Annotated in this window: 18 protein-coding genes and 1 tRNA gene; 11 read left to right on the top strand and 8 right to left on the bottom strand. The window is 68.7% G+C overall.

Going from position 1 to position 23,015, the window contains the following annotated elements; all coding sequences use genetic code 11:
• Window position 1: 1 nt before the first annotated feature.
• The 3 genes from F787_RS0112165 to F787_RS0112155 are packed head-to-tail and all read right to left on the bottom strand — an operon-like array spanning window position 2 to window position 3,498.
• Window positions 2-1,690 carry a GGDEF domain-containing protein gene (locus F787_RS0112165; RefSeq protein WP_028492348.1) on the bottom strand — a complete coding sequence of 563 codons (1,689 nt, stop codon included), beginning with the start codon at window positions 1,688-1,690 and terminating at the stop codon, window positions 2-4.
• Between the two features lie 55 nt (window positions 1,691-1,745).
• On the bottom strand, window positions 1,746-2,417 hold the full coding sequence (locus F787_RS0112160; protein ID WP_026332841.1) for an O-methyltransferase: 672 nt from the start codon (window positions 2,415-2,417) through the stop codon (window positions 1,746-1,748).
• Between the two features lie 13 nt (window positions 2,418-2,430).
• Window positions 2,431-3,498, bottom strand: coding sequence for an SO_0444 family Cu/Zn efflux transporter (locus tag F787_RS0112155; RefSeq protein ID WP_028492347.1), 1,068 nt, complete (start codon window positions 3,496-3,498; stop codon window positions 2,431-2,433).
• A 125-nt stretch (window positions 3,499-3,623) separates the two neighbouring features.
• Between F787_RS0112155 and F787_RS0112150 the strand changes: the two genes are divergently transcribed.
• Window positions 3,624-4,091, top strand: a complete 468-nt coding sequence (locus F787_RS0112150) for a CopD family protein (RefSeq protein WP_026344317.1) — start codon at window positions 3,624-3,626, stop codon at window positions 4,089-4,091.
• A 7-nt stretch (window positions 4,092-4,098) separates the two neighbouring features.
• Here the strand turns inward: F787_RS0112150 and F787_RS0112145 are convergent, their stop codons facing one another.
• Window positions 4,099-4,545: a DUF3293 domain-containing protein gene (locus F787_RS0112145; RefSeq protein ID WP_028492346.1), complete on the bottom strand. Its 447-nt coding sequence runs from the start codon at window positions 4,543-4,545 to the stop codon at window positions 4,099-4,101.
• A 143-nt stretch (window positions 4,546-4,688) separates the two neighbouring features.
• On the opposite strand from F787_RS0112145, the gene F787_RS0112140 reads away from it, so the two are divergent.
• Window positions 4,689-6,374 (top strand): diguanylate cyclase domain-containing protein, encoded by a 1,686-nt coding sequence (locus F787_RS0112140; protein ID WP_028492345.1) that lies wholly within the window; start codon window positions 4,689-4,691, stop codon window positions 6,372-6,374.
• On the opposite strand, the gene cls is transcribed toward F787_RS0112140, so the two are convergent.
• Window positions 6,365-7,789 carry a cardiolipin synthase gene (cls, locus tag F787_RS0112135; protein ID WP_028492344.1) on the bottom strand — a complete coding sequence of 475 codons (1,425 nt, stop codon included), beginning with the start codon at window positions 7,787-7,789 and terminating at the stop codon, window positions 6,365-6,367. The genes F787_RS0112140 and cls overlap by 10 nt on opposite strands.
• Window positions 7,790-7,963: 174 nt before the next feature.
• On the opposite strand from cls, the gene parC reads away from it, so the two are divergent.
• The gene (gene parC / locus F787_RS0112130) at window positions 7,964-10,219 is read left to right on the top strand and encodes a DNA topoisomerase IV subunit A (protein ID WP_028492343.1); all 2,256 of its coding nucleotides are present in this window, start codon (window positions 7,964-7,966) and stop codon (window positions 10,217-10,219) included.
• 15 nt (window positions 10,220-10,234) lie between these two features.
• On the opposite strand, the gene F787_RS0112125 is transcribed toward parC, so the two are convergent.
• A complete protein-coding gene (locus tag F787_RS0112125; protein WP_028492342.1) occupies window positions 10,235-12,064 on the bottom strand; it encodes a bifunctional diguanylate cyclase/phosphodiesterase in 1,830 nt (609 codons plus the stop codon).
• Window positions 12,065-12,084: 20 nt separating this feature from the next.
• Window positions 12,085-15,525, bottom strand: coding sequence for a PAS domain S-box protein (locus F787_RS0112120; protein ID WP_028492341.1), 3,441 nt, complete (start codon window positions 15,523-15,525; stop codon window positions 12,085-12,087).
• A gap of 153 nt (window positions 15,526-15,678) precedes the next feature.
• Here F787_RS0112120 and htpX point away from each other — a divergent pair, with 153 nt between their 5' ends.
• On the top strand, window positions 15,679-16,566 hold the full coding sequence (gene htpX / locus F787_RS0112115) for a protease HtpX (protein WP_018870066.1): 888 nt from the start codon (window positions 15,679-15,681) through the stop codon (window positions 16,564-16,566).
• A gap of 20 nt (window positions 16,567-16,586) precedes the next feature.
• Here the strand turns inward: htpX and F787_RS0112110 are convergent, their stop codons facing one another.
• Window positions 16,587-17,237 carry an MBL fold metallo-hydrolase gene (locus F787_RS0112110; RefSeq protein WP_018870065.1) on the bottom strand — a complete coding sequence of 217 codons (651 nt, stop codon included), beginning with the start codon at window positions 17,235-17,237 and terminating at the stop codon, window positions 16,587-16,589.
• A gap of 334 nt (window positions 17,238-17,571) precedes the next feature.
• On the opposite strand from F787_RS0112110, the gene F787_RS0112105 reads away from it, so the two are divergent.
• From F787_RS0112105 to F787_RS0112075, 7 genes are all read left to right on the top strand, one after another.
• Window positions 17,572-19,083, top strand: coding sequence for an ATP-binding protein (locus F787_RS0112105; RefSeq protein WP_028492340.1), 1,512 nt, complete (start codon window positions 17,572-17,574; stop codon window positions 19,081-19,083).
• Window positions 19,080-20,468, top strand: a complete 1,389-nt coding sequence (locus tag F787_RS0112100) for a sigma-54 dependent transcriptional regulator (RefSeq protein ID WP_028492339.1) — start codon at window positions 19,080-19,082, stop codon at window positions 20,466-20,468. The genes F787_RS0112105 and F787_RS0112100 overlap by 4 nt, the downstream gene beginning before the upstream one ends.
• A gap of 225 nt (window positions 20,469-20,693) precedes the next feature.
• The gene (locus F787_RS0112095; protein WP_028492338.1) at window positions 20,694-21,200 is read left to right on the top strand and encodes a hypothetical protein; all 507 of its coding nucleotides are present in this window, start codon (window positions 20,694-20,696) and stop codon (window positions 21,198-21,200) included.
• A 111-nt stretch (window positions 21,201-21,311) separates the two neighbouring features.
• Window positions 21,312-21,803, top strand: a complete 492-nt coding sequence (locus F787_RS0112090; protein ID WP_028492337.1) for a DUF4168 domain-containing protein — start codon at window positions 21,312-21,314, stop codon at window positions 21,801-21,803.
• Between the two features lie 150 nt (window positions 21,804-21,953).
• Window positions 21,954-22,382, top strand: a complete 429-nt coding sequence (rplM, locus tag F787_RS0112085) for a 50S ribosomal protein L13 (RefSeq protein WP_018946445.1) — start codon at window positions 21,954-21,956, stop codon at window positions 22,380-22,382.
• A gap of 40 nt (window positions 22,383-22,422) precedes the next feature.
• Complete coding sequence (gene rpsI, locus F787_RS0112080; protein WP_024328551.1) at window positions 22,423-22,815, top strand: 30S ribosomal protein S9; 393 nt, start codon at window positions 22,423-22,425, stop codon at window positions 22,813-22,815.
• Window positions 22,816-22,862: 47 nt separating this feature from the next.
• Window positions 22,863-22,936 (top strand) — tRNA-Gln (locus F787_RS0112075).
• Window positions 22,937-23,015: the final 79 nt, after the last annotated feature.

The raw sequence follows: 23,015 nt of genomic DNA, 5'->3' as shown, positions 1-23,015 counted from the left end.
TTCACAGCGCGTCGAAGCGGTTGCGTCCCGAGGCCTTGGCCGCATACAGGGCGTGGTCGGCGCGTTCGAGGATCTCGTCCACCGGTTCGCCGGGCTGCGCGAGATGGCCCCCGGCGCTGAAGGTCACCGGCGTGTCCTCCGGCGTCTCGACCCGGGCGGCGGCCTCCACGACGGTCTGCCCCGTCGCCGCCAGGCGGCCTTCGTCGCAGGGGTGCAGCAGGATCAGGAATTCGTCGCCGCCCCAGCGCGCGACCCGGTCGTCGGGGCCGAGGATTTCGCGCAGCCGTTCGGCGACCCGGGTCAGGGTCACGTCGCCCTCGGCATGGCCGTGGGTATCGTTCAGCGGCTTGAAGTGGTCCAGATCGAGGTAGATCACGCCGAACGGCTCCCCGGAACGCCGGGCGCTCCGGGCGTGGTCGTCCAGCAGTTCGTCCATGCCCCGCCGGTTCACCAGGCCCGTCAGCGGGTCCTTGCGGGCCATCTCGTGCAGTGCCTCGGTGCGTTCGCGGACCTTGGTTTCGAGGTCGCGGGTGTGGCTGCGGATGGCCTCGGCCATGCCGTGGTAATGGCGGATCAGGCGGCCGATCTCGCCACGCCCCTCGGGCAGTTCGACCGGGCGCAGGTCGCCCGCCTGGATGCGCGCCATGGCCGTTTCCAGTGCGGCCACCGGGCGGAAGATCAGGCGCTGCAGCGCAAGATGGACCAGCAGCAGCGTGAGCACCAGGGTGAAAGCGAAGACCACCAGGACCGGTGCGAAATGGCGCACCGGCATCACCTTGTCGAGGTCCAGCAGGGTGATTTCGTACCAGTCGAGAGCCGGCAACCGGGCAATGCCCGCCAGCTGGCGTTGCCCGTCGACCTGGACGAAGTCGGTGCGCACCTCGCCTTCCGGATCGGACAGATTCCGCAGTTCGTCCATCATGGAGCGGATGCGCTGGTGGTCGCGGGGCCGGTCGACCAGGCGTTCCACCGTGCTTTTCTGGCCCTCCGGCTGCACCAGGCTGGCGAATTCGATGAACTCCGGATCGCGGTAGAGCTGGATGGCGCCGCTGAAGTCGGCGAACACCGTGGTGATCCCCGGCTGCTCGATGTCGACGATGTCGCGCAGGATGCCGTCCAGTTCCAGGCCGGTCCCGGTCATGCCGAGGATCGAGCCGTCGCGGTCGCGGATCAGTACGTCGATCCACAGCTTGGTGACCCCCAGTTCGGTGTCCGGATTGACGTTGAGATGGAAGTCGCGTTCCTCCTCGATCAGGCGGAAGAACCAGGCATCATCGGGGTCGTCGGGGTCCAGGTGATAGCGCAGCGGGTCGTCGGCGAATTCGTCGTCGGCGTTGTTGTGGTAGTAGGCGCCGTTTTCGCGCAGGGCCACGAAGTAGTTTTCGTCGCGGAAATTGCCACGAAAGCTCTCCATCTCCTCGATGGCGGCCGCCTCCCTGTCGGGGTTGTCGGGTTCGCGGGCGAACCGGAGGATGGCGGTGGAGTCGGCCAGCTGGTGCGACAGGGCGATCTCGCGTTCCAGCGGCTGCTGCAGGCGGGCGCTGTCGTAGCGCACCTGAATTTCCGCGACGTGCTGCCCCCATTGCTCGATGATGCCTTCGGCAATGCGCTCGAAGGCGAACCAGACGCCGACCAGTCCGACCAGGAGCAGGGCGCCGGCGAGCACCAGGAAGCGGCTGCGCAGGCTCATGCCGGGGGCGGGAAGGGAGATAAAAGACCGTGCATGGTTCAAGTTTACCAGAGGGTCACGCGGCCCGTTTGCGTGCCAGCGTCAGGCCGTCGCCGATCGGCACCAGCGACAGATCCACCCGGTCGTCCCGGTGCACGAACCGGTTGAATTCGCGGATCGCTACCGTGTCCTCGCGCTGATCGCTGCGGTCGGCCACCGTGCCGTGCCACAGGGTGTTGTCGATCATCACCAGGCCCCCGGGCGCCAGCAGGGCGAGGCAGTGTTCGTAGTATTCGCGGTAGCCGGTCTTGTCGGCGTCGATGAAGGCCAGGTCGAAGGGCTCGACCGCGGGGTCTTCTTCGCGCAGGGCCTGCAGGGTGTCCGCGGCCGGTCCGAGGCGCAGGTCGATGCGGTCCTCGACGCCGGCGCGGCGCCAGTAGCGGCCGGCGATGTCGGTCCATTCGCGGCTGAGATCACAGGTCACGATCCGGCCGTCGGCCGGCAGGGCCTCGGCGATGGCCAGGCTGCTGTAGCCGGTGAAGGTGCCGATCTCCAGGTAGCGCCGGGCACCCGTCAGCCGGGCGAGCAGGGCCATGAACTGCCCCTGTTCCGGGGCGATCTGCATGCGCGCCTCGGGCAGGGCCGCGGTCTCCGCACGCAGTTCTGCCAGCAGCGGCGATTCGCGCAGCGAGGCGTCGAGCAGATACGGGTGGAGTTCGTCATCGAGTCCGATGGAACGTGTCGACATCGCAGCCTCCGGGTCATGCGGACCGCGCCGCGCGCAGGCGCCGCAGTACGCGCAGGGGGTGGGTGGCGGCCAGGACCAGGGCGATCAGCGCCGCCCATTCCAGCCAGTGGGGCAGCCATTCGGTGGCGGCCTCGACCCCGGTCAGCGGATCGAATCCGGTGTACGCCAGGGCCAGATCCAGCAGCAGCCCCAGGGCAATGGTCGACCCCATAATCCCGACGAGGTAGCGAACCAGCGCGGCATTGCCCATCTCCCGTCGATATACGCCCAGGGTCGCCATGCTGGTGATCGGCGCGGCCAGCAGGAACACCAGCACGGTCCCGGGCGAAACGCCGGCCACCAGCAGGCCGGCCGCGATGGGCGTGGCCGCCGTTGCACACAGGTACATGGGGATGCCCACCAGCGCCATCAGCAGCATGACCGCCGGTCCGCTGCCATACGCGGCCAGCGCATCCGGCGGTACCGTGGCCAGCAGCACGCCCGCCACCAGCAGTCCGAGCACCAGCCACAGGCGGATGTCGTCGAGGATGTCGCCAAAGGCGTAGGCCAGGCCGCCGCGCAGTTCGGCCAGCCGCCCGTGGCCGCCGCCGGGCGGCGCGGACTCCGTGCCGCAGGTGCTGCCGCAGGCGTCGCCGCCGACATCGTCCGGGCCGGGGTCGGGGGGCGACTGGCGGGCGCGGCTTCCCGCCCCGACCAGCAGACCGGTGGCCAGCGCGGTGACCACCGCGCCGAGCCCCCGGACCACGGCCATCAGCGGTCCCAGCAGGACGTAGCTGATCGCCAGCGAATCGATCCCGATGCCGGGGCTGCCGATCAGGAAGGCCGTGGCGGGGCCGCGTCCGGCGCCACCCCGGTGCAGGGCCAGGGCGGCCGGGATGGCGCCGCAGGAACACAGGGGCAAGGGCGCCCCGGCCACCGCCCCGCGCGCCGTGGCCCCCACCGATGATCCCCCGAGCCAGGTCTGCAGGCGTTCCTGAGGCAGCAGGGCGCGCACCAGCCCGGCGACCGCCAGCCCAGCCAGCAGCCAGGGCGCGGCGACGAGCGCGAGTTGCAGGGTGGCCTGAAGGATGTCGATTGTCATGACTCCATCCTTCGCCGTGTGCCGCGCGGGTGCAAGAGCGACCAGCGCGGGTGACGGTTCGGCACCGTCCGGCGCGAGCGGCTACACTGCCGACCATTCACGCAATGCAACGAAAGGAGATGATAATGACGGGATACGCACTGGCGAATGTCCTCCACGTCCTGGCCGTGGTGATCTGGGTGGGGGGCATGTTCTTCGCCTGGGCCATCCTGCGCCCGGCGGCCAACGCGGAGCTGGATGACGCCACGCGCCTGCGCCTGTGGCCGGCGGTGCTGGGGCGGTTCTTCCCCTGGGTGTGGGTCTCCATCGCGGTGGTGCTGGTGACGGGCTTCTACCTGATCTTCGGCGTGCTCGGCGGCATGGGCGGGGTGCATCCCAGCGTGCACACCATGCTGCTGCTGGGCATCATCATGATGCTGATCTTCGCGCACATCTTCTTTGCGCCCTATCGCCGGCTGAAGCAGGCGGCCGAGGCCGGAGACATCGCCGAGGGTCTGCGCCGGGTCGGCCAGATCCGCCTGTTCGTGGCGATCAATACCGTGCTGGGCCTGGTCACCGTGGCCGTGGGCTCCGGCGGCCGGCTGCCGCTGTAAAGCCCGCTCAGCGGCCCGGCCCGGGCCGCAGGCGCGGGTGCCAGACGAGTTCCGGCGCCCGCGGCGGTTCGCACTCCACCACTGCGTTCTGCTCGAATTTTTCCAGCCAGTGGTCACGGATCGCCGGCGGGAGGTCGGGGATGCCGAAGCCGGGTTCCTCCGGCCATTCTCCGTCCGGGTCGCCGCTGGTGGCCGGCCAGGCGGGCCGTCCCGCGCTGGTGATCGTGGCCCGCAGCTGTTCCTGGCGCCGGGCGTTCTCCGTCGCACCGGACGGCCGACTGAAGGGGTTGTGTGCGGTGATCAGCGTGATCCGTGCATGGCCCCGTGCGCTCAGCTGGCGCGCCAGTTCCGCGTGGGGCTCGCCAATGCGCAGCTCCAGGGTCGCGCCGCCACCCTGTGCGGCCCCGGCCGGCCCCGGCGGCAGCTGCACGCGGTAGTGCGCCGCGGCGTACACCTGCTCCAGACGCCGGATTTCTGCGCGGCTTCCGGGGGCAGACGATCCCCCGCTGCTTGTCTGTTCGGTCATGTCGCGGCACTCTCGAGGTTGCACCTGCACGGCAGGCGATTCGACAGGGGGAGCGGGATGTCGGTCAAGCCATGGATCCAGCGGGGCGGGACGTGAGCCGCGGGTCGGCCCCCGGTCGGGTCCCCGGGCGGACTTCGCATCTGACCGGGGCCTTTCTGCTGGTCCTGCTGCTGGTGGCGGCGGTGGCGGTGGTCAGCTGGTTGCGCGTGCAGCAGCTGCAGCAGGAGGTCCAGTCCCTCACCGCGGAATACGTGCAGCGGGTGGACAGTGTCCACCGCATGCGCGCGCTGGTGCGCGAGCGGACGCTGCGCGCGACGCTGGTCCTGAGCACCGATGACCCCGCCATGCAGGACCAGTACCGCCAGGAATTCCGCGACCTCGCCCGACGCTTCATCGAGGCGCGCGACGAGGTGGATCGGGCGATCGACGATCCCCGCCATGCGCGTCTGCTGGCGGAACTGCGCGAGATGACCGCGGTGGGGGCGCCGCTGATGAGCGAGATGATCGACCTGGCCCTTGCCGGCGGCCGTCAGGAGGCGTTGCCGACCCTGTATTCCCGCATCATGCCGGCGCAGGAGCGCACCCTGGAGCAGATCGAGCGCCTTCTCGCGGCTCTCGAACAGCAGAACGCGGCGGACATTCGCGCGATGGTGCGCCAGCACGAGGATACCCAGCAGGTCATGGTGATGGCCTCGGGCGTGGCCATGCTGCTGATCGCCGGCATCGGTTTTCAGGTGCGCCGGCGCATCCGCCGGGATTATTCGGCCCTGCAGGAGGAACTGGTGCAGCGCCGCCGGGCCGAAGCGCGCCTGCGCGAGACCCAGGCCGGGCTGGAGGCCGCGGTGGCGCGGCGGACCGCCGAACTGGAGGATGCCTCCGCGCGCCTCGAGGAGGCCCAGCGCATCGCCGGCGTGGGGTACTGGGACTGGGGCATCCGCGGCGAGCAGCTCAACTGGTCGACCAATGTCTATGAGCTGTTCGGTCTGGATCCCGAACGGGACACGGCCGGTTTCGAGGCCTACATGCACGCCATCCACCCGGAAGACCGTGCCCGGGTGCGCCAGGGCATCAACGCCGCGCTGGCCGCGGGCAGCCATTATCACCTGGAGCACCGGGTCGTACTGCCCGACGGCGGGCTGCGGCACGTGCGGGTGGAGGGCGAGATATCGCGCGATGCCGACGGACGCCCGCAGCGGGTGCTGGGCATGGTGCGCGACATCACGCGCGACAAGCGTTCCGAGGAACGCCTGTGGCATCAGGCCCATCACGATTCGCTGACCGGGCTGCCGAACCGCAGCCTGTTGCAGGAACACCTGCGTCAGGCGCTGAGCCGGGCGCGGCGCAACGGCACGCGTCTGGCGCTGCTGGTCTGCGACCTGGACGGCTTCAAGCCGGTCAACGACCGTCTGGGTCACGATGCCGGTGACGTGGTGCTGGTGACCGTGGCCGCGCGCCTGCGCAGTGGCGTGCGCGAGAGTGACGTGGTCGCCCGCGTGGGGGGCGACGAGTTCGTCCTGCTGCTGGAGGCCGTGGGCGGACCCGAGGACGTGCGCGCCGTGGGACACAAGCTGCACCAGCGTTTCGCCGAGCCGGTGGAGATCAATCAGGAGGCGGTGCGCGTGGGCCTGAGTCTGGGGGCGGCGATCTATCCCGACGACGGCGAACGGGCCGAGGAGCTGCTGCAGCAGGCGGACCACGCCATGTACGTCGCCAAGAACGGTTCCGGCCAGGAACTGGTGCTGGCGGATCAGAGGTAGGGTGTGAGCAACCGGGCGGCGCCGTCGCGCAGGCGTATCGGCAGCGGGCGGCGGTAGATCTCGGTGAGCGTGAGCTCGCGCGAACGTTCCAGCAGGCCGTCGGCCCATTGCGTCAGGCGCCCGCCCAGCCCGGGGTCGTAGCATTCCAGGTTGAACTCGAAGTTCAGACGCAGGCTGCGCGGGTCCCAGTTGGCCGAGCCCGCCAGCACCCATTCGCCGTCGACCAGCATGATCTTGGAATGGTTGAACGGCGGCGGGGTCAGCCACAGCCGGCAGCCGCGTTCCAGCAGCTCCGCCTGGCCGGGCTGGCTGGCCCATTGCACCAGCCGCAGGTTATTGCGCTCCGGCAGCAGGATATCCACCCGGATCCCGCGCAGTGCGGCGGCCTTGAGCGCCCCCACCAGGGCATGGTCGGGCAGGAAATAGGGCGTGGCGATCACGATGCGCTCGCGGGCCTCGGCGATCGCCGCCTGCAGGGTGAAGTTGAGGACCTCGAAGTCCTCGTCCGGGCCGTCGGGCAGCCCGCGGCACAGCAGGGCACCGCCGTCGGCGTCCAGTGGCGGGAACCAGGTCTCGCCCTTCAGCTGTTCGCCGGTGGTGAATTCCCAGTCCTCGGCAAACACCCGTTGCAGCTGGCGGCAGACCGGCCCGCGCACGGCGAAATGCAGATCCTGGATCGGGTGACGTCCGGGGTCGCTGGGGCTGTGCCCGCGGCGGATGTTCATGCCGCCGGTGAAGCCACGATACCCGTCGACCACCAGCAGCTTGCGGTGATTGCGCAGGTTGAAGACCGCCAGGCTGCGCGGGATGTGGTGCACGGGCAGGAAGGGGGCGGCGACGAGCCCGGCGCGGCGCAGATGGCGCAGGGTGTTGCGGCGGCTGTAGCGCACCCCGATGCCGTCGACCAGCACGCGCACGGCCACACCGCGTTCGCGCGCCGCCTGCAGGTGCCGGATGAAACGCTGGCCCTGAGTGTCGTAGTCGAAGATGTAGGTGGCCAGGGTGATGGAATGTTCCGCGCGATCGATCGCCTCCAGCATCGCGCCGAAGGCCTGGTCGCCGTCGAACAGTGGCTCCATCGCGTTGCCGCCGGTCAGGCGGAACGGGCTCAGGCGGTCGCCGCTGTGCACCAGGCGCGCCCAGCGCGCCGGTGGCGCCGGACGTGCCCCCTCGCGCGGCTGCAGGTCGGACAGCAGGTGCCCCTCGCGCAGGGCATGCGCACGGCGCCGGATGCGGTTGACGCCGAACAGCCAGTAGAGGATGGACCCGGCCAGCGGCAGCAGGAAGATCAGCCCGACCCACGCGATCAGCATGCCGGTGTCGCGCCGCTGCAGCAGGGCATGCGCGGCGGTGGCGACGGCGATCGCGAGCGAGACGACGGCGAAAACACTGGCGGCCCAGCCGCTGTCGAGCACAGCAGGTCTCCCGGTGACGGTGTGGCGTGGCGGCGTTGTGGATGAACCGCCGCAGGCCCGCTACAGTACGCGGGCCGGGCGGCAGCTTAAAGATTTTCCCCGGTGCCCGCCACGGTGGCCCGCGGGAATCCAGCCCTGTCGCCCTCCGTTTCGCTCCCCGGCCGAGAATCGCGCATGAGCCATTCCCTGACTCCCGAATCGTTCGCCAATGGCGAGCAGCTGCCGCTGAAGGATTTCACCGAGAAGGCGTACCTGGATTACTCCATGTACGTGATCCTGGACCGCGCCCTGCCGCATATCGGCGACGGGCTGAAGCCGGTGCAGCGGCGCATCATCTATGCGATGAGCGAACTGGGGCTGTCCGCCACCGCCAAGTACAAGAAATCGGCGCGTACCGTGGGCGACGTGCTCGGCAAGTTCCATCCGCACGGCGACGCCGCCTGCTACGAGGCGATGGTGCTGATGGCGCAGCCGTTCTCCTACCGCTACCCGTTCGTGGACGGGCAGGGCAACTGGGGCTCGCCGGACGATCCCAAGTCGTTCGCCGCGATGCGCTACACCGAGTCACGCCTGTCGCGCTATGCGCAGCTGCTGCTGTCCGAGCTGGGCCAGGGTACGGTCGACTGGGTGCCGAACTTCGACGGCGCGCTGGAGGAGCCGAAGATGCTGCCGGCGCGGCTGCCGAACGTGCTGCTCAACGGCGGCTCCGGGATCGCCGTGGGCATGGCCACCGACATCCCCCCGCACAACCTGCGCGAGGTGGCCGCGGCCTGCGTGCACCTGCTGGAACACCCGAAGGCCACCGTGGACGAGCTGTGCGAGCACCTGCCGGGGCCGGACTTCCCCACCGAGGCGGAGATCGTCACCCCGCGCGCCGATCTGCAAAAGCTCTACGCCACCGGCCAGGGGTCGGTGCGCGCGCGGGCGCGCTACGAGCGCGAGGGCGACGACATCGTGGTCACCGCGCTGCCGCACCAGGTCTCCGGGGCGAAGCTGCTGGAACAGATCGCCAGCCAGATACGGGCGAAGAAGCTGCCGATGATCGAGGACCTGCGCGACGAATCCGACCATGAGCACCCGACCCGCCTGGTGATCACCCCGCGCTCGAGCCGCGTGGACATCGAGGCGCTGATGGCGCATCTGTTCGCCACCACCGACCTCGAGAAGAACTACCGCGTGAACATGAACGTGATCGGGCTCGACGGCCGCCCGCAGGTGCGCGACCTGCCCGGGCTGCTGCGCGAATGGCTGGAGTTTCGCATCGAGACCGTGCGCCGGCGCCTGCAGTGGCGCCTGGAGAAGGTGCAGGCGCGGCTGCACGTGCTGGAAGGCCTGCTGATCGCCTATCTCAACATCGACGAGGTGATCGCGATCATCCGTGAATACGACGAGCCGAAGCCCGAACTGGTCAGCCGCTTCGGCCTCAGCGAGACCCAGGCCGAGGCGATCCTGGAACTCAAGCTGCGCCATCTGGCAAAGCTCGAGGAGATGAAGATCCGCGGCGAGCAGGACGAGCTCTCGCAGGAACGCGACCAGCTGGAGAAGACCCTGGGGTCCGAGCGCCGCCTGCGGACCTGGGTGCGCCAGGAGATCGAGAAGGACGCCGCCGACTATGGTGACGAACGGCGATCCCCGCTGGTGGAACGCGAAGCCGCGCGGCCGCTGGACGAATCCGCGCTGGTGCCGGCGGAGCCGCTGACCATCGTGCTCTCGGAGAAGGGCTGGGTGCGCGCCGCCAAGGGCCACGACGTGGACGCCCGCGGCCTGAACTACAAGGCGGGTGATGCCTTCCGCGCGGCGGTCGCCGGGCGCAGCAACCAGCCGGTGGCGTTTGTCGACTCCACCGGGCGTGCCTATACCCTGCAGGCGCACAGCCTGCCTTCGGCGCGCGGTCAGGGCGAACCCCTGTCGGGCCGGGTGAATCCGGCCGAGGGGGCGCATTTTGTCGGCATGGCCACCGGGAGCGGCGAGGATCGCTGGCTGCTGGCCACCGATCATGGCTATGGCTTCATCACCCGTCTGGAGGAGCTGCTGGGACGCCAGAAGGCGGGCAAGAACGTGCTGACCGTGCCGGCCGGGGCGGCGGTGCTGCCGCCGGTCGCCGTGCCGGATCCGGAGCGCGACCATCTGGCGGTGGTCACGACCCGGGGCTACCTGCTGGTGTTCCCCGCGGCCTCGCTGCCGGAGCTGGCCCGCGGCAAGGGCAACAAGCTGGCCGGGATCCCGGCGTCGTCGATCAAGGACGGCTCGGAGCGGGTGCAGGAGGTGGTGGCCCTGGCTCCGGGCGATACCCTGGTGGTGCATGCCGGCAAGCGCTTCAAGGCGCTGGCGCCGGCGGAGTGGGGCGAATACGTCAGCGAGCGCACGCGCCGCGGGCGGCAGCTGCCGCGCGGCTACCAGAAGGTCGATTCACTGGAGGTACGCCGCTGACCCGCGCCGCGAGGTCTATGTACCGCGTTGCCCGGCGCCGGTGGCGTCCCGTGCCGGGGCGATCAGCGCGCGGGCATCGGCCTCGGGCAGCGGACGGTGATAGAGAAAGCCCTGGCCGACGGGGCAGCCCAGCTCCCGCAGCAGGTCGGCGTCGTCCCGGGTCTCGATGCCTTCGGCCACCGTCTCCAGGCCAAAGCCGCGACTGACCGCAAGGATCGCCTCGAACAGGCGGCGCATGTCGGGGTGGCCCGCGATGCCGTCCACCAGGGCACGGTCCACCTTGACGGTGGAGACCGGCAGCCGCCGCAGATAGGCCAGCGACGAGTAGCCCGTGCCGAAGTCGTCGATGGCGATGGAGACCCCCAGTTCGCGGAGTGCATGCAGCTCTTCCAGGGCCTGATCGAGGTTGTGCATGATCGCGGTCTCGGTGATCTCGACCTCGAGGCACTGCGGCGGCGTGCCGGTCTGTTCCAGGGCCAGCCGTACGGCTTCGGTCAGCGTGTTGCCGCGCGCGGTCAGGGCCTCGAACTGGCGTGCCGAGATGTTGACCGCCACCGGGTAGCAGTCACCGGTCGATGCCCGCCAGCGGGAGGTCGCGGCCAGCGCCTCGCGCAGGGCCCACTCGCCGAGGTTGACGACCGCGCCGGTGGTCTCCGCCACCGGGATGAACTCCCCCGGCGAGACCCGGCCGAATTCGGGGTGATCCCAGCGCATCAGCGCCTCGAAACCGGTGACCATGCCATCGGGCAGGTGGATCTTGGGCTGGTACAGCAGCGACAGGCCCTGACCGTCATGGGCATGCGCGAGGTCGTGTTCCAGGCGGTGACGCCGGCGGGCGGCCTGCTCCAGTTCCGGGGCGTAGCTGAGCCAGGGGAGCTGCCGGCGGTCGGCCTTGGACAGCGTGAGCATGACCCGGCGGATCAGCTCGCCGGTGTCGTGGCCGGCCTCGGTGGTGCGCGCATGTCCGGCCACGATCTCCGGGCGTACCTCGTACTGGCCGATCTGCAGGCGCTGCAGGGCGGTGTCGAGCATGTCCCGCAGGGCGTCGTCCGTCAGCCCGTGTTCGCTGCGGGCCAGCAGCAGGAAGGTGGCGCCGCCCCAGAGCCCGCAGATCCCGCCATGGTGGCCTACCGCGGCGTCGAGGCGGCCCTGCAGGCGCTGGCCCGTCTCGCGCAGTATCAGATCCGCGGCGGCGTGGCCCTCCATGCGTTCCAGGGTCTCGTGGCCGCTGACGCGCAGCATCACCAGATCGATCACCGGGATCACCGGGTCGTGCAGCCATTGCTCCAGGGTTTCCAGCAGCGCCGCGCGGTTGGGCAGGTCGGTGGCCAGATCGTGGTGGGCCAGGTATTCCAGATCACGATCCTTGCGCTGCAGGGTCAGGGATTGCGCCTCGAGGCTTTGCGACAGGTCCTGCACCTCGTTGTGCGTGGCATTGTGCAGGGCCCGTACCCGCAGCAGGTTGCTGATGCGCTGGACCACCTCGAAGGCATCGAACGGCTTGGTGATGAAATCGAGGGCGCCGCCCGCCAGCGCCTGCTGGCGGGTGTCGGGGTCGATCTGTGCGGTCAGCACGATCACCGGCAGCCAGTCGCCTTCGCCCAGTTCCGCGTTCAGGGTCTCCATCACCTGATGGCCGTCCATGCCCGGCATGCGGATGTCCAGCAGCATCAGGTCGCGCGGGTCCTCGCGCCAGGACTCCACCGCCTGCTGCGGGCGGGTCTCGCCCCGGACATGCTGAAAGCCGGCGTCCTCCAGGATGGTGGTCAGAAGCTCCACGTTCATCGGATTGTCATCCACGATGAGGATGCGGGCTTCGGTCCGGGACTGGTCGGGTGTGAGCATGGCAGCGTGGCGATCGCGGTTCAGTCGTCGGTCGGGTTCAGCAGCCGGTCCAGGCTGCGCATGAAGGCCGGGATATCCAGCGGCTTGGTCAGATAGTCCGCCAGATCGGGGTTCTGGTTCCCTTCGCCGGCCTTTTCGCGGATGGTGTCCGCGCTCAGGGCGATCAGCGGTATGTGCCGGGTCTCGGGCCGCGACTTGAGCATGCGTGCCGCGGCGGTGCCGCTCATCCCGGGCAGATGGATGTCGAGCACGATGAGGTCGGGCAGCCATTCGCGCGCGGTGATCAGGCCCTGTTCGGCACTGCCGGCGACGCGCAGTTCGGTCCGGTCCCGGTTGCGCAGCAGTTCGCGCATCAGTTCCACGTTGGCCGGGTTGTCTTCGATATACAGGATCCGCTGGGCGGCGGCCGGGACGGCATCGGCATCGCCGGCGTGGCCTTCGGCGGGGTCCGGCGGCGCGCGATCGGGCCCGTCGGCCGCCGACGATGGCTGGCCGAGGGGCAGGCGGATGCGGAAGCACGAGCCCTCGCCCTCGATGCTGGAGAAATCGAGCTCGCCACCCATGCGTGTGGCAAGCTCGCGCGAGATGACCAGGCCAATGCCGGTGCCCTCGACGCCGCCGCCTTCGTGTTCCAGGCGCTCGAACGGCTGGAACAGGCGTTCGCGGTATTCCTCCGGGATGCCGGGACCGGTGTCATGGACCTCCACGTTCAGCATGCCGTGTTCCGGATCTCGCTCCGGATCGGCGGCCGTGCCGTTGCGCTCGGCGTGCACGATCACGTCCACCCGGCCGTCGGGCCGGTTGTACTTGATGGCGTTCGACAGGAGGTTGATCAGGACCTGACGGGCGCGGGTCGGGTCGACGTATGCCCTCGGCCAGGCGGTCTCGGGGTCGGGGTGGTGGAGTGCCACCCCGTGTTCCTCCGCCAGCGGACGCACCATGTCCAGTGCCTCGCGCAGCACCGTGCCGACTTCGATCGCCTCCAGCGAAAGGGTCAGGCGGCCGGTCTCGATGCGCGAGAGATCGAGGACATCGCTGATCAGGTTGAGCAGGTGGGTCCCGCTCTCGCGGATGTGGGCGATCTGCCGGGCCTGCCGCTCGGTCAGGGGTTCCCGCGAGCTTTCGGCGAGGATCTGGGCGAAGCCCAGAATGGAGTTCAGCGGCGTACGCAGTTCGTGCGACATGTTGGACAGGAACTGCGACTTGGCCTGGCTCGCGCGTTCGGCCTCGTGCATTGCCCGTTCGAGTTCCTCGCGGTCGCGGTGGCGCGCCTCGCGGTCGCGCAGGGCGCGGATCAGGATCGCGTAGGTCGCGGAGAACGGGGCGAGGAAGTCGGCCAGCTCCTGGTCATAGCCGCCCGGGCGGTCGGCGATCCCGAACATGCCCACCAGTTCGTCGCCATGGTAGAGCGGCATGCCGAGATACGGGCCGAGTTCCGGATGCCCTTCGGGCAGGCCGCCGGCGCGGGGGTCGGTCATCACGTCGTCGGAGATCAGCATGCGGCCCTCGTGCATGACCCGACCGATCAGGCTGTTCGCCCCGCACAGCCGCATGTCGCCGCTGAGCAGCTCCTGATAGAGCCGTTCGGAGGCATCGCTCCAGGCCAGGTTGGTGATCGCGTGGATCTTGAGGCACGGCTGGCCGTCGTGCCATTCGGTCTCGCCCATGAAACCGTAGTGACTGTCGGTCACCTGCAGCAGGGTGTCCAGCAGGAACGGCCAGACGTCCTCGGCGGAGTCGGTCTCCATGTATTGCGTGGTGGCCAGGCGCATGGCCTCCAGCAGATGCTGCTGGCGCTGCTGCTGCGCGGTCGCGTTGCGGTAGGCGTCGATGTCCTGGACGATGCCCAGCAGGTGTCGCGGGCGGCCACGGTCGTCGCGTTCCAGATCGCCCTGGGCGCGCAGCCAGCGCGGTGGCGAGGTGCGGATACGGAATTCCACGTCCAGCGGAGTCCCCGAGGCCAGGCTTTCGTTCAGCGCTCCCTGGACGCGGGGACGGTCCTCCGGCAGCACGATGTCGGTGAGGAAACGCGGATCCTGCAGCGCGGGATGCTCGGCGCCTTCGGTCAGGGCGGCGGCCTCCGGGGTCCAGTCCAGCTCGCCGGTGACCGCGTCCACGCTCCAGTTACCGATGCGCGCAAAGCGCTGTGACAGGCTGCGACGGCGTTCCGCCTCGCGCAGGGCATTCTGCGCACGGGTGATCTCGCTGAGGTCGTGGGCGACGGTGATCACACCTTCGGAACGGCCGTCCTCGCCGACCAGCGGGGTCTTGATCAGTTCCAGTTCCCAGCTCCGGCCGTTGTGCTCGAAATGCAGCGGCTGGGTGCGGGTCTGGCCGGTGGTCATGACTTCGTGGTCGAGGGCGCGGGAATAGTCGGCCACGTCGGCACTGAAAAGATCGTGGGCCGTACTTCCGAGGGCCTTTTCCGGCGCGAAGCCCAGCAGGGGCTCGCAGGCCGGGTTGGCCACCACGTAGCGGCCGTCGGCATCGCTGGCGTAGATCGGATTGGGGGCGCCGCGCAGCACCGCGTTGAACAGGCGGCTTTCGCGCAGTTCGCGTTCCTGCGCCTCGTGCAGTTCGGTCAGATCGTTGACGATGCCGATGTAGTGCTCTCCGCCGTCGATCCGGATGGAGGAGACCGCGAGCTGCATCGGAAAGGTGTGCCCGTCGCGATGCAGGCCGCGGACCTCGCGGCCGATCCCTATGATGCGCGCTTCTCCGGTGGCCTGGTAGTGGCGCAGGTAGTCGTCGTGCTGGCTCGCCCAGGGGTCCGGCATGAGCATGGACACGTTGTGGCCCAGGACCTCGGCCGCGGAGTAACCGAACAGGCGCTCGGCCGCGGGGTTGAAGCTCTCGATGAGGCCACCGGCGTCGATCTGGATGATGCCGGCGGCCGCGGTCTCGAGCACGGCGTGCAGCTTGCGGCTCTGGTGCTCGTGTGCAGAGCGGGTGGCGTCATAATCTCCACGCAGGAACTCGGTACGCAGGATGTGCCCGGCGAGCCCGGCGAAGTCCTCCAGCGCGCGGATCCGGTCCGCATCGAACCGGCGCGGCCGGGTATCCATCACGCTCAGGGTGCCCACCGCGAGGCCGTCTTCCAGGGTCAGGGGGATCCCCGCGTAGAAACGTACGCCGGGCTCGCCGGTGACCAGCGGGTTGTCGGCAAAGCGCGGATCGTCGGTCGCGTCCTCGACGATGGTGGTGTGCTGCGGGGTGGCGATGGCATGGGCGCAAAACGAGACCTCGCGCGGTATGCGGCGGTGACAGGCGCTGTGGGTGCCCAGCAGGCGCTGGTGGTCATGGTCGATCACCGAGACCACCGCGATCGGGACCTCCAGTCGCGCCGCTGCCTGACGCAGCAGCGGCGCGAACAGGCGCTCGCCGTCGGTCTCCTCGAGCAGCAGGCGGAGCACGCCGGCCAGGCGCCGGTCTTCGTCTTCGGGGGTGGGGGGTGCCCGCATGCATGAACCTGGGCGGAAGTTGTTCACGACGGGATGATACATCATGCAGGCGATGGTGTGTGTGGCCGGGACTTGAACCCGCGTGTATCGCCCCTATCTAATACACCGTCCGAAATGCCTGATTCCACCCGCAACGGAGAACGAGTTCATCCGATGAAACGCATACTGCTGTTCCTGGCCACCAACTTCGCCATCCTGATCGTGCTCAGCATCACGCTGCGCATCCTCGGGGTGGAGAGCATCCTCGACGAGCAGGGGGTCAATCTTGACCTGACGGCCCTGCTGATCTTTGCCGCAGTGTTCGGCTTTGGCGGTTCCTTCATCTCCCTGGCCATCTCCAAGTGGATGGCGAAGAAGACCATGAAGGTGAAGGTGATCGAGAAGCCCTCGAACGCGACCGAGCAGTGGCTGCTGGAGACCGTCCAGCGCCAGGCGAAGCAGGCGGGCATCGGCATGCCGGAGGTCGGGATCTACGATTCGCCGGACCCCAACGCGTTCGCCACCGGCATGAGCCGGAACAACGCGCTGGTCGCGGTCAGCACCGGGCTGATGCAGAACATGGGGCAGGGCGAGGTCGAGGCCGTGCTGGGCCACGAGGTCGGCCACGTGGCCAATGGCGACATGGTGACCCTGGCCCTGATCCAGGGCGTGGTGAACACCTTCGTGATCTTCCTGTCGCGCGTGATCGGGCACTTTGTCGATCGCGTGGTGTTCAAGAACGAGTCCGGTCACGGCCCGGCGTTCTGGATCACCGCCATCGTGGCCGAGATCATCCTCGCGATCCTGGCCTCCATCATCGTGTTCTGGTTCTCGCGCCAGCGCGAGTTCCGTGCCGACCAGGCCGGGGCCGAACTGGCCGGGCGCGAGAAGATGATCGGGGCGCTGGAGTCGCTGGCGCGGGCCTCCGGCCGGCCGGTGGACATGCCGGATCAGATGGCCGCCTTCGGCATCCGTGGCGGCATGGCGCAGGGCCTGAAGAAGCTGTTCATGAGCCATCCGCCGATCGAACAGCGCATCGCCGCGCTGCGCGCCGGGGCCTGAGGCAGGCCCCGCGCCGGGGTTCACCCGGCGAGCACGTGATCGGCGACGAACGGATTGCGCCGGCGCTGCTCGCCGAAGGTGGATTCCGGTCCGTGACCGGGGATGAAACGGACGTCATCTCCGAGTGGCCACAGTTTCTGCGTGATCGACTCGATCAGAACGCGCCCGTTACCGCCGGGAAAATCGCTGCGTCCGATCGCGCCGTTGAACAGCACGTCCCCCACCAGCGCCATCCGCGCGGACGGGCTGAAGAACACCACGTGGCCCGGGGTGTGCCCGGGGCAGTGCAGTACCTGCAGCCGTTCATTCCCCAGCTCCAGGGTCTCTCCGTCGTCCAGCCAGCGATCCGGGGTCAGCGGCGCGATCTCCGGAAATCCGAACATCGCGGCCTGCTGCGGCAGCTGCTCGAGCCAGAACGCGTCTTCGCGCTGCGGGCCGACGACGGGCACGCCGGACAGCCGTGCCAGCTCGGCCGCGCCGCCGGCATGATCCAGGTGGCCGTGGGTCAGCAGGATGGAATCCAGTTCCAGGCCCTGATCGCGCACGCGGGCGAACAGGGTCGGGGCCTCGCCGCCGGGGTCGACCCAGGCCGCGCGGCCGGTTTCGTTGCACCAGATCAGGGTGGCGTTCTGCTCCAGCGGGGTTACCGGAAGGGTGCAGTGTTCAAGCATCGGGGTATCGCTCCGCGGCGAACGCGTCGGGAGGGAATAGTTGTGTGGCGTATGCGTCTTACGGTTGTGCAGATCGCAAGCTTAGGAGAAAAACCGGTCCGGCGCGACCGCTTTCTGTTCGTCGCTCGCGGGAAGTGCTTGACAGGAATATCCTAATATTAGAAGATCTGCATACGCTGAATGTTGCCCCCCCTGACAGCATCGGCGGACTCCTCCATCCTCCTTTGGTGGTTTTCTTGGCGCGGGCTCTGTCCCGCGCTTTTTTTTGCCCGTTCGCATCGTCCGGCCGCCGCGCCTACCATGGCGGCATGCCCGCCCCCGGTTCCCATCGATCATGACGCGACGCCTGAACAGCCTGCGCAATGTGGTGGTGATGTTCATCCTGCTGCCGCTGCTCCTGTTGGTGGGTGCGGTGGTCGCGCTGGGCCTGCAGGAATTCCAGACGCAGATGGAAGACCGCATGCAGGACGACATCGAGCTGGTTGCGCGGGCGATCCGTCTGCCGGTGTCCACGGCGATTGTTGAACAGGACGTGGCCGCCGTTCAGGAGTCGCTGGACTCGCTGTTCCAGATCGACGAAGTCTTCGGGGTGTACGTCTACGACGCGCGCGGCGAGCTGGTGGCGACCTCCGGGCCGCCCAGCCCGTCGCTGCGGCATCGGGGAGAGGCGCAGGCGATCAGCGAGACCGGAACCCTGGGTGCGTTCGACGAACATCGCGGGCGGGAGGTTTTTTCGTTCTTTCTGCCGCTGGCGGACCATGCCGGACGAATCGTGGGCCTGCTCCAGGTGACCCGTGACGTGTCTCCGTTTCGTGCCTACGTCTCCCAGCTGCGCTGGCAGGGCGCGGTGCTGACCGGGGCGGTTACGGTGCTGTTTCTGGCCCTGGTGCTGGTGGGGTACCACCGGGCCGTGGGGCGCCACGTCGAGCGCCTGACCGGGGTGATGCACGACATCGGCGAAGGGGTACGCGGCGTACGGGCGCCCGAGGCCGGGCCGGCGGAGCTGCGCCATGTTGCGGCCACCATGAACGGGATGCTGGAACGGCGCGAGGCGTCCGAAGCCGCACTGGAGGCGCAGCGGGCCGAGCAGCGAGCGCTGGAGGAAAAACTGCGGCATTCGGAAAAGCTGGCGGCGATCGGCCAGCTGGCGGCCGGGGTGGCGCACGAGCTGGGAACCCCGCTGGGGATCATCGCCGGACGCGCCCAGCGGGCCGCCCGCCGCCTGGCCGAGGACGATCCGGCGCGCAAGGAAATGCAGGAGCTGCGGGCAGAAACCGAACGGGTGGAGACCATCGTGCGGCAGCTGCTGGATTTCGCCCGGCGCAATCCGCTGCAGCGCCGCAGCGTGAATCTGGATGAACTGGTCCGGGAACTGGTGGATCGCGTGCGCGGTCGGGGACATTGTCCGGACGTGCAGTTCAGGCTGGAAGGCGCACCCCTGCAGGTGGAAGCGGACCGGCTGCGACTGGGTCAGGCGCTGGAAAACCTGATCGAGAATGGCGGGCAGGCAGCCCGGTCGCGCGTGCGGATCACGTGGGGCGTGGAGCACGGGCAGGTGGAAGTCACGGTGGCCGACGACGGTCCGGCCGCCGGAGGCGGTATCGATCCGGAGACGGCGGAGCGCCTGTTCGAGCCTTTTTTCACCACCAAGCCGGCCGGAAAGGGGACCGGTCTTGGACTGGCGGTGGCCCAGGTCGCGATGGAGGATCATGGCGGTTCGATCGCGCTGGATCGTTCGGACCCGGGCGAGACCCGTTTCGTGATCCGGTTTCCGCGGGCTGCGGATGCCGCGGCAAGTGCCGCACGGGATGGAGAGGATGGAACGTTGCCGGAGGAGGGTGCATGACGAATCCGGAGTCGGTGCTGGTGGTGGAGGACGATCGCGGTCACCGGGACCTGCTGGTGGAGGAGCTGCGCGAGGCGGGTCATGGCGTGGTGGCCGTGGGCAGCGCCGAAGAGGCGATGCAGGCCCTGGGCCAGCAACCCTTCGGCCTGGTGGTCAGCGATCTGAGACTGCCGGGCGAGGATGGCTTTCGCGTGCTGGAAGCCACGCGCGAGGCGGTGCCGGAGCCCGGTTTCATCATGCTCACCGGCTTCGGAACCATCGACCAGGCCGTGGCCGCGCTCAAGGCGGGGGCGGATGATTTTCTGACCAAGCCGGTGGATCTCGATCATCTGCGGCTGGCGGCCGACCGGGTGATCGAGGCCCGGCGGCTGAAGGCCGAGGTGCGCCAGTATCGCGAGCTGCTGGCGGCCGGTGAGGGTTTTCACGGCATGCAGGGGAACAGCCCGGCGATGCTGCGGCTGTTCGACCTGATCCGGCGGATTGCGGCTTCCGACGGATCGGTGCTCATCACCGGCGAGTCCGGCACCGGCAAGGAGCTGGTGGCGCGTGCGCTGCACGCCGAGAGCGCTCGCCGCGACGGTCCCTTCGTCGCCCTGAACTGCGCCGGTATCCCCGAAAGCCTGCTGGAATCGGAACTGCTGGGGCATGTCGCCGGGGCTTTCTCCGGCGCCCGGGGCGCGCGCCGCGGCCTGTTCCGCGAGGCCGACGGGGGCACCCTGTTCCTCGACGAGATCGCCGAGATGCCGGTGGCGATGCAGAGCAAGCTCCTGCGGTTGCTGCAGGACGGGCGCGTGCGCCCGGTGGGCGGCAACGAGGAGGTGGACACCGACGTTCGCATCGTGGCGGCGACCCACCAGGACATCCCGGGGCGCATCGCGCAGGGCGAGTTCCGCGAGGACCTCTACTATCGGCTGGAGACCTTTCGTATCGAGATCCCGCCGTTGCGCGACCGGGGCGAGGATATCGAACGCCTGGCCCTGCAGTTCCTGCGCCAGCACGCCCTGGCTCACGGGCTGCCGGAGCGCCGTCCGAGTCCCGAGGCGATGCGGGCCCTCCTCCACTATGCCTTCCCCGGCAACGTGCGCGAACTCTCCAGTCTGATGGAGCGCGCCGCGACCCTGTCTTCCGGTGACCAGATCGAATTGCGCGACCTGCCGGAGCGGGTGCACGCATCGGCATCCGGCGGGACACCAGCCGGCACGTCCCCAAGTGACGGCGCTCCCGGAGCCCGGGACGCCCACTGGCCTTCGCTGGCCGAACTCGAGACCGATTACATCCAGCGCGTGCTGGAACACTGCGAGGGCAACAAGCAACGGGCAGCGCGCATGCTGGGGATCGGCCGCAAGACGCTTTATCGGCGGCTCGGCGAGTCCGATACGAACTGAGCTCTTTCCCTTGCACGATGTGTCATGCGGACGCGGTGACACGTTTCATTGCGACCCATGTGTCGAAAAGAAACAGTTCTGATCTTCTTTGTGTTCTCCTCCCGGCCGCACGGACGGCCTTCATGTCTCTGATTGCAAAGATATTTTTTTGTGTTCTGAATGTTGGCCCGTGGTTTGCTTCGTATGGGTTGTCCGTAGCGAAATCCGCAAACCACAGGAGGTCGCATGACGACTTTCCGCAAAACCGCAACGGCCATGGCGCTCGGTTCGGTGCTGACCCTCGGCTTTTCCGGGGTGGCCGCGGCCCAGGCGGGCCAGGGCGGTGCCCCCGCCGGCGACATGCCGCCCGAGGCCGGAACCCCGGGGCAGGGCCAGCCACCCGAGCCGCGGCAGGACGCACCGGCACCGCGGGATGCCCCGCCACCCGGCGGGAGCGGTCAGGGCGGAGGGCTTCCGCCCGGCGGCACCGGACAGGAACGCGGGCTCCCGCCTGGCGGGCAGCCCCCCGAACCGCAAACCGGGCCGCAAACCGGGCCGGGGCAGCCGGATCGGCCGCAGGGCGCGCCCCCCGAGCCGCGTGACGCGCCGCCGGGGAGCATGGAACCCGAGCGCACGGATCCGCGTGGCGGTGCCAGCGGCCAGCAGATGCCGGCCCCGGGCGAGCGGCCCGAGGGCGAGGCGATGCCCGAGCCCGGCGAAGAACCGCGGCAGGACACGGAGCGGGACTGGTAGTCCGGCCCGCCCGCGACTGCGGGCGGATGTTCCGCACAGAGCGCAGATGAACCGCAGATCATGATTTTCGTGAATACAGACCGTCGTAAAGACCAAGGAGCAAACGCAATGATGAACTTTCGCAAGACCGCAATGGCTTTCGCCCTGACTTCCATGTTCGCCTTCGGTGGCGTGGCCTCCGCACAGATGGGTGGCGGCGCCGAGGGCGGTGCTCCGCCGGAAGGTGGCGCCCAGGGCGGCGCCCCGCCGCAGGGCGGCGCCCAGGGCGGCGCGGGCGCCCAGGGTGGTGCTCCGCCGGAAGGTGGCGGCGCCCCGATGCAGCAGGAGGCCCCCGAGGTCGACCTGTCCGATGAAGACATCGACACCTTCGTCGAAGCCTTTGTCGGTGTGCAGGAGGTCCGCGAGGACTTCTCCCAGCGCCTGCAGGAAGCCGAGGACGAGACCCAGGCGCAGCAGATGCAGCAGGAGGCCCAGGATGAGATGGTCGCGGCCGTGGAGGATGCCGGCATGACCGTTGAAGAGTACAATGAGGTCGCCATGGCCCTGCAGAACGACCCCGAGCTGATGCAGGAGGTCCAGCAGCAGGCCGAAAGCGCCATGTAAGCCCGCAAGGGACAGGCATGCGCCGGCGGGGCCGTCCTTCGGGGCGGCCTCGTCTTTTTGCGCGATCGCTCGTGGGACCCTTGAATGACGGGGTACAACACGGTATTCTTTCGCGCTTTCTGAATCGCCCCGACATCGGAGCATCGATACATGAGCACCATCAGCGCCAAGCCGGCAGAAGTCGAACGCGACTGGTTCCTTGTGGATGCCAGTGACAAGACCCTCGGTCGACTCGCCACGGAAATCGCGCGTCGGCTGCGCGGAAAGCACAAGCCCGTCTACACGCCGCACGTGGATACCGGCGACTACATCGTCGTGATCAACGCGGACAAGATCCGGGTCTCGGGCAACAAGGCTTCCGACAAGATGTATTATCGCCATACCGGTTATCCGGGGGGCATCAAGGAGGCGAACTTCTCCCAGATGATCGAACGTCATCCGGAGAAGGTGCTCGAGCTGGCCGTCAAGGGCATGCTGCCGCGCAATCCGCTCGGCCGGTCGATGCTCAAGAAACTCAAGGTGTATGCCGGAACCGAGCACCGGCATGCGGCCCAGCAGCCGCAGCCGCTGGACATCTGATCCGCGGCGCCGCCAACCAGAAACAGGGAAATCGATTCCAATGGCTATGAATCAGTACTACGGTACGGGTCGCCGCAAGACGGCTTCCGCGCGTGTCTTCCTGCGTCCCGGCTCGGGCAACGTGACCGTCAACGGCCGTCCGCTGGACGAGTTCTTCGGTCGTCCGACCTCGCGCATGGTTGTCCGGCAGCCGCTGGAAGCGGCCGAAGCCCTCGACGGCTTCGACGTGGTGGCCACGGTCTCCGGCGGCGGCGGTAACGGTCAGGCGGGTGCCATTCGTCTGGGTATCGCCCGCGCCCTGGTTGAGTATAATGAGGACCTGCGCAGCACGCTGCGTCGTGGCGGTCACCTGACGCGGGATGCCCGCGAGGTGGAGCGCAAGAAGATCGGCCTGCGCAAGGCCCGTCGCGCGACGCAGTACTCCAAGCGCTGATCCGGTTTTCGCCGGTGCACCCGGAGGTTTCGGGCACCGGCCAGAATTGGGGGATCGTCTAGCGGTAGGACTACGGACTCTGACTCCGTCAACCCAGGTTCGAATCCTGGTCCCCCAGCCATCCATGGAAAAGGGCCCCCTCGCGGGGCCCTTTTTCATGGATATGACCGGCCAGGATGAGAACCTGGAAGGTTCGGCGG

The organism is Thioalkalivibrio sp. ALE19, from assembly GCF_000428605.1.
Classification (GTDB): Bacteria; Pseudomonadota; Gammaproteobacteria; order Ectothiorhodospirales; family Ectothiorhodospiraceae; genus Thioalkalivibrio.
The sequence above is the reverse complement of the archived record's forward strand: the minus strand, read 5'-3'. Positions and strand labels throughout refer to the sequence as shown.

Bases quoted from the DNA above. Each gene is read 5' to 3' on its own strand.
- F787_RS0112165 (WP_028492348.1), bottom strand. From the start codon at position 1,690: ATGAGCCTGCGCAGCCGCTTCCTGGTGCTCGCCGGCGCCCTGCTCCTG.
- F787_RS0112160 (WP_026332841.1), bottom strand. From the start codon at position 2,417: ATGTCGACACGTTCCATCGGACTCGATGACGAACTCCACCCGTATCTG.
- F787_RS0112155 (WP_028492347.1), bottom strand. From the start codon at position 3,498: ATGACAATCGACATCCTTCAGGCCACCCTGCAACTCGCGCTCGTCGCC.
- F787_RS0112150 (WP_026344317.1), top strand. From the start codon at position 3,624: ATGACGGGATACGCACTGGCGAATGTCCTCCACGTCCTGGCCGTGGTG.
- F787_RS0112140 (WP_028492345.1), top strand. From the start codon at position 4,689: ATGGATCCAGCGGGGCGGGACGTGAGCCGCGGGTCGGCCCCCGGTCGG.
- parC (WP_028492343.1), top strand. From the start codon at position 7,964: ATGAGCCATTCCCTGACTCCCGAATCGTTCGCCAATGGCGAGCAGCTG.
- F787_RS0112125 (WP_028492342.1), bottom strand. From the start codon at position 12,064: ATGCTCACACCCGACCAGTCCCGGACCGAAGCCCGCATCCTCATCGTG.
- F787_RS0112120 (WP_028492341.1), bottom strand. From the start codon at position 15,525: ATGCGGGCACCCCCCACCCCCGAAGACGAAGACCGGCGCCTGGCCGGC.
- htpX (WP_018870066.1), top strand. From the start codon at position 15,679: ATGAAACGCATACTGCTGTTCCTGGCCACCAACTTCGCCATCCTGATC.
- F787_RS0112110 (WP_018870065.1), bottom strand. From the start codon at position 17,237: ATGCTTGAACACTGCACCCTTCCGGTAACCCCGCTGGAGCAGAACGCC.
- F787_RS0112105 (WP_028492340.1), top strand. From the start codon at position 17,572: ATGACGCGACGCCTGAACAGCCTGCGCAATGTGGTGGTGATGTTCATC.
- F787_RS0112100 (WP_028492339.1), top strand. From the start codon at position 19,080: ATGACGAATCCGGAGTCGGTGCTGGTGGTGGAGGACGATCGCGGTCAC.
- F787_RS0112095 (WP_028492338.1), top strand. From the start codon at position 20,694: ATGACGACTTTCCGCAAAACCGCAACGGCCATGGCGCTCGGTTCGGTG.
- F787_RS0112090 (WP_028492337.1), top strand. From the start codon at position 21,312: ATGAACTTTCGCAAGACCGCAATGGCTTTCGCCCTGACTTCCATGTTC.
- rplM (WP_018946445.1), top strand. From the start codon at position 21,954: ATGAGCACCATCAGCGCCAAGCCGGCAGAAGTCGAACGCGACTGGTTC.
- rpsI (WP_024328551.1), top strand. From the start codon at position 22,423: ATGGCTATGAATCAGTACTACGGTACGGGTCGCCGCAAGACGGCTTCC.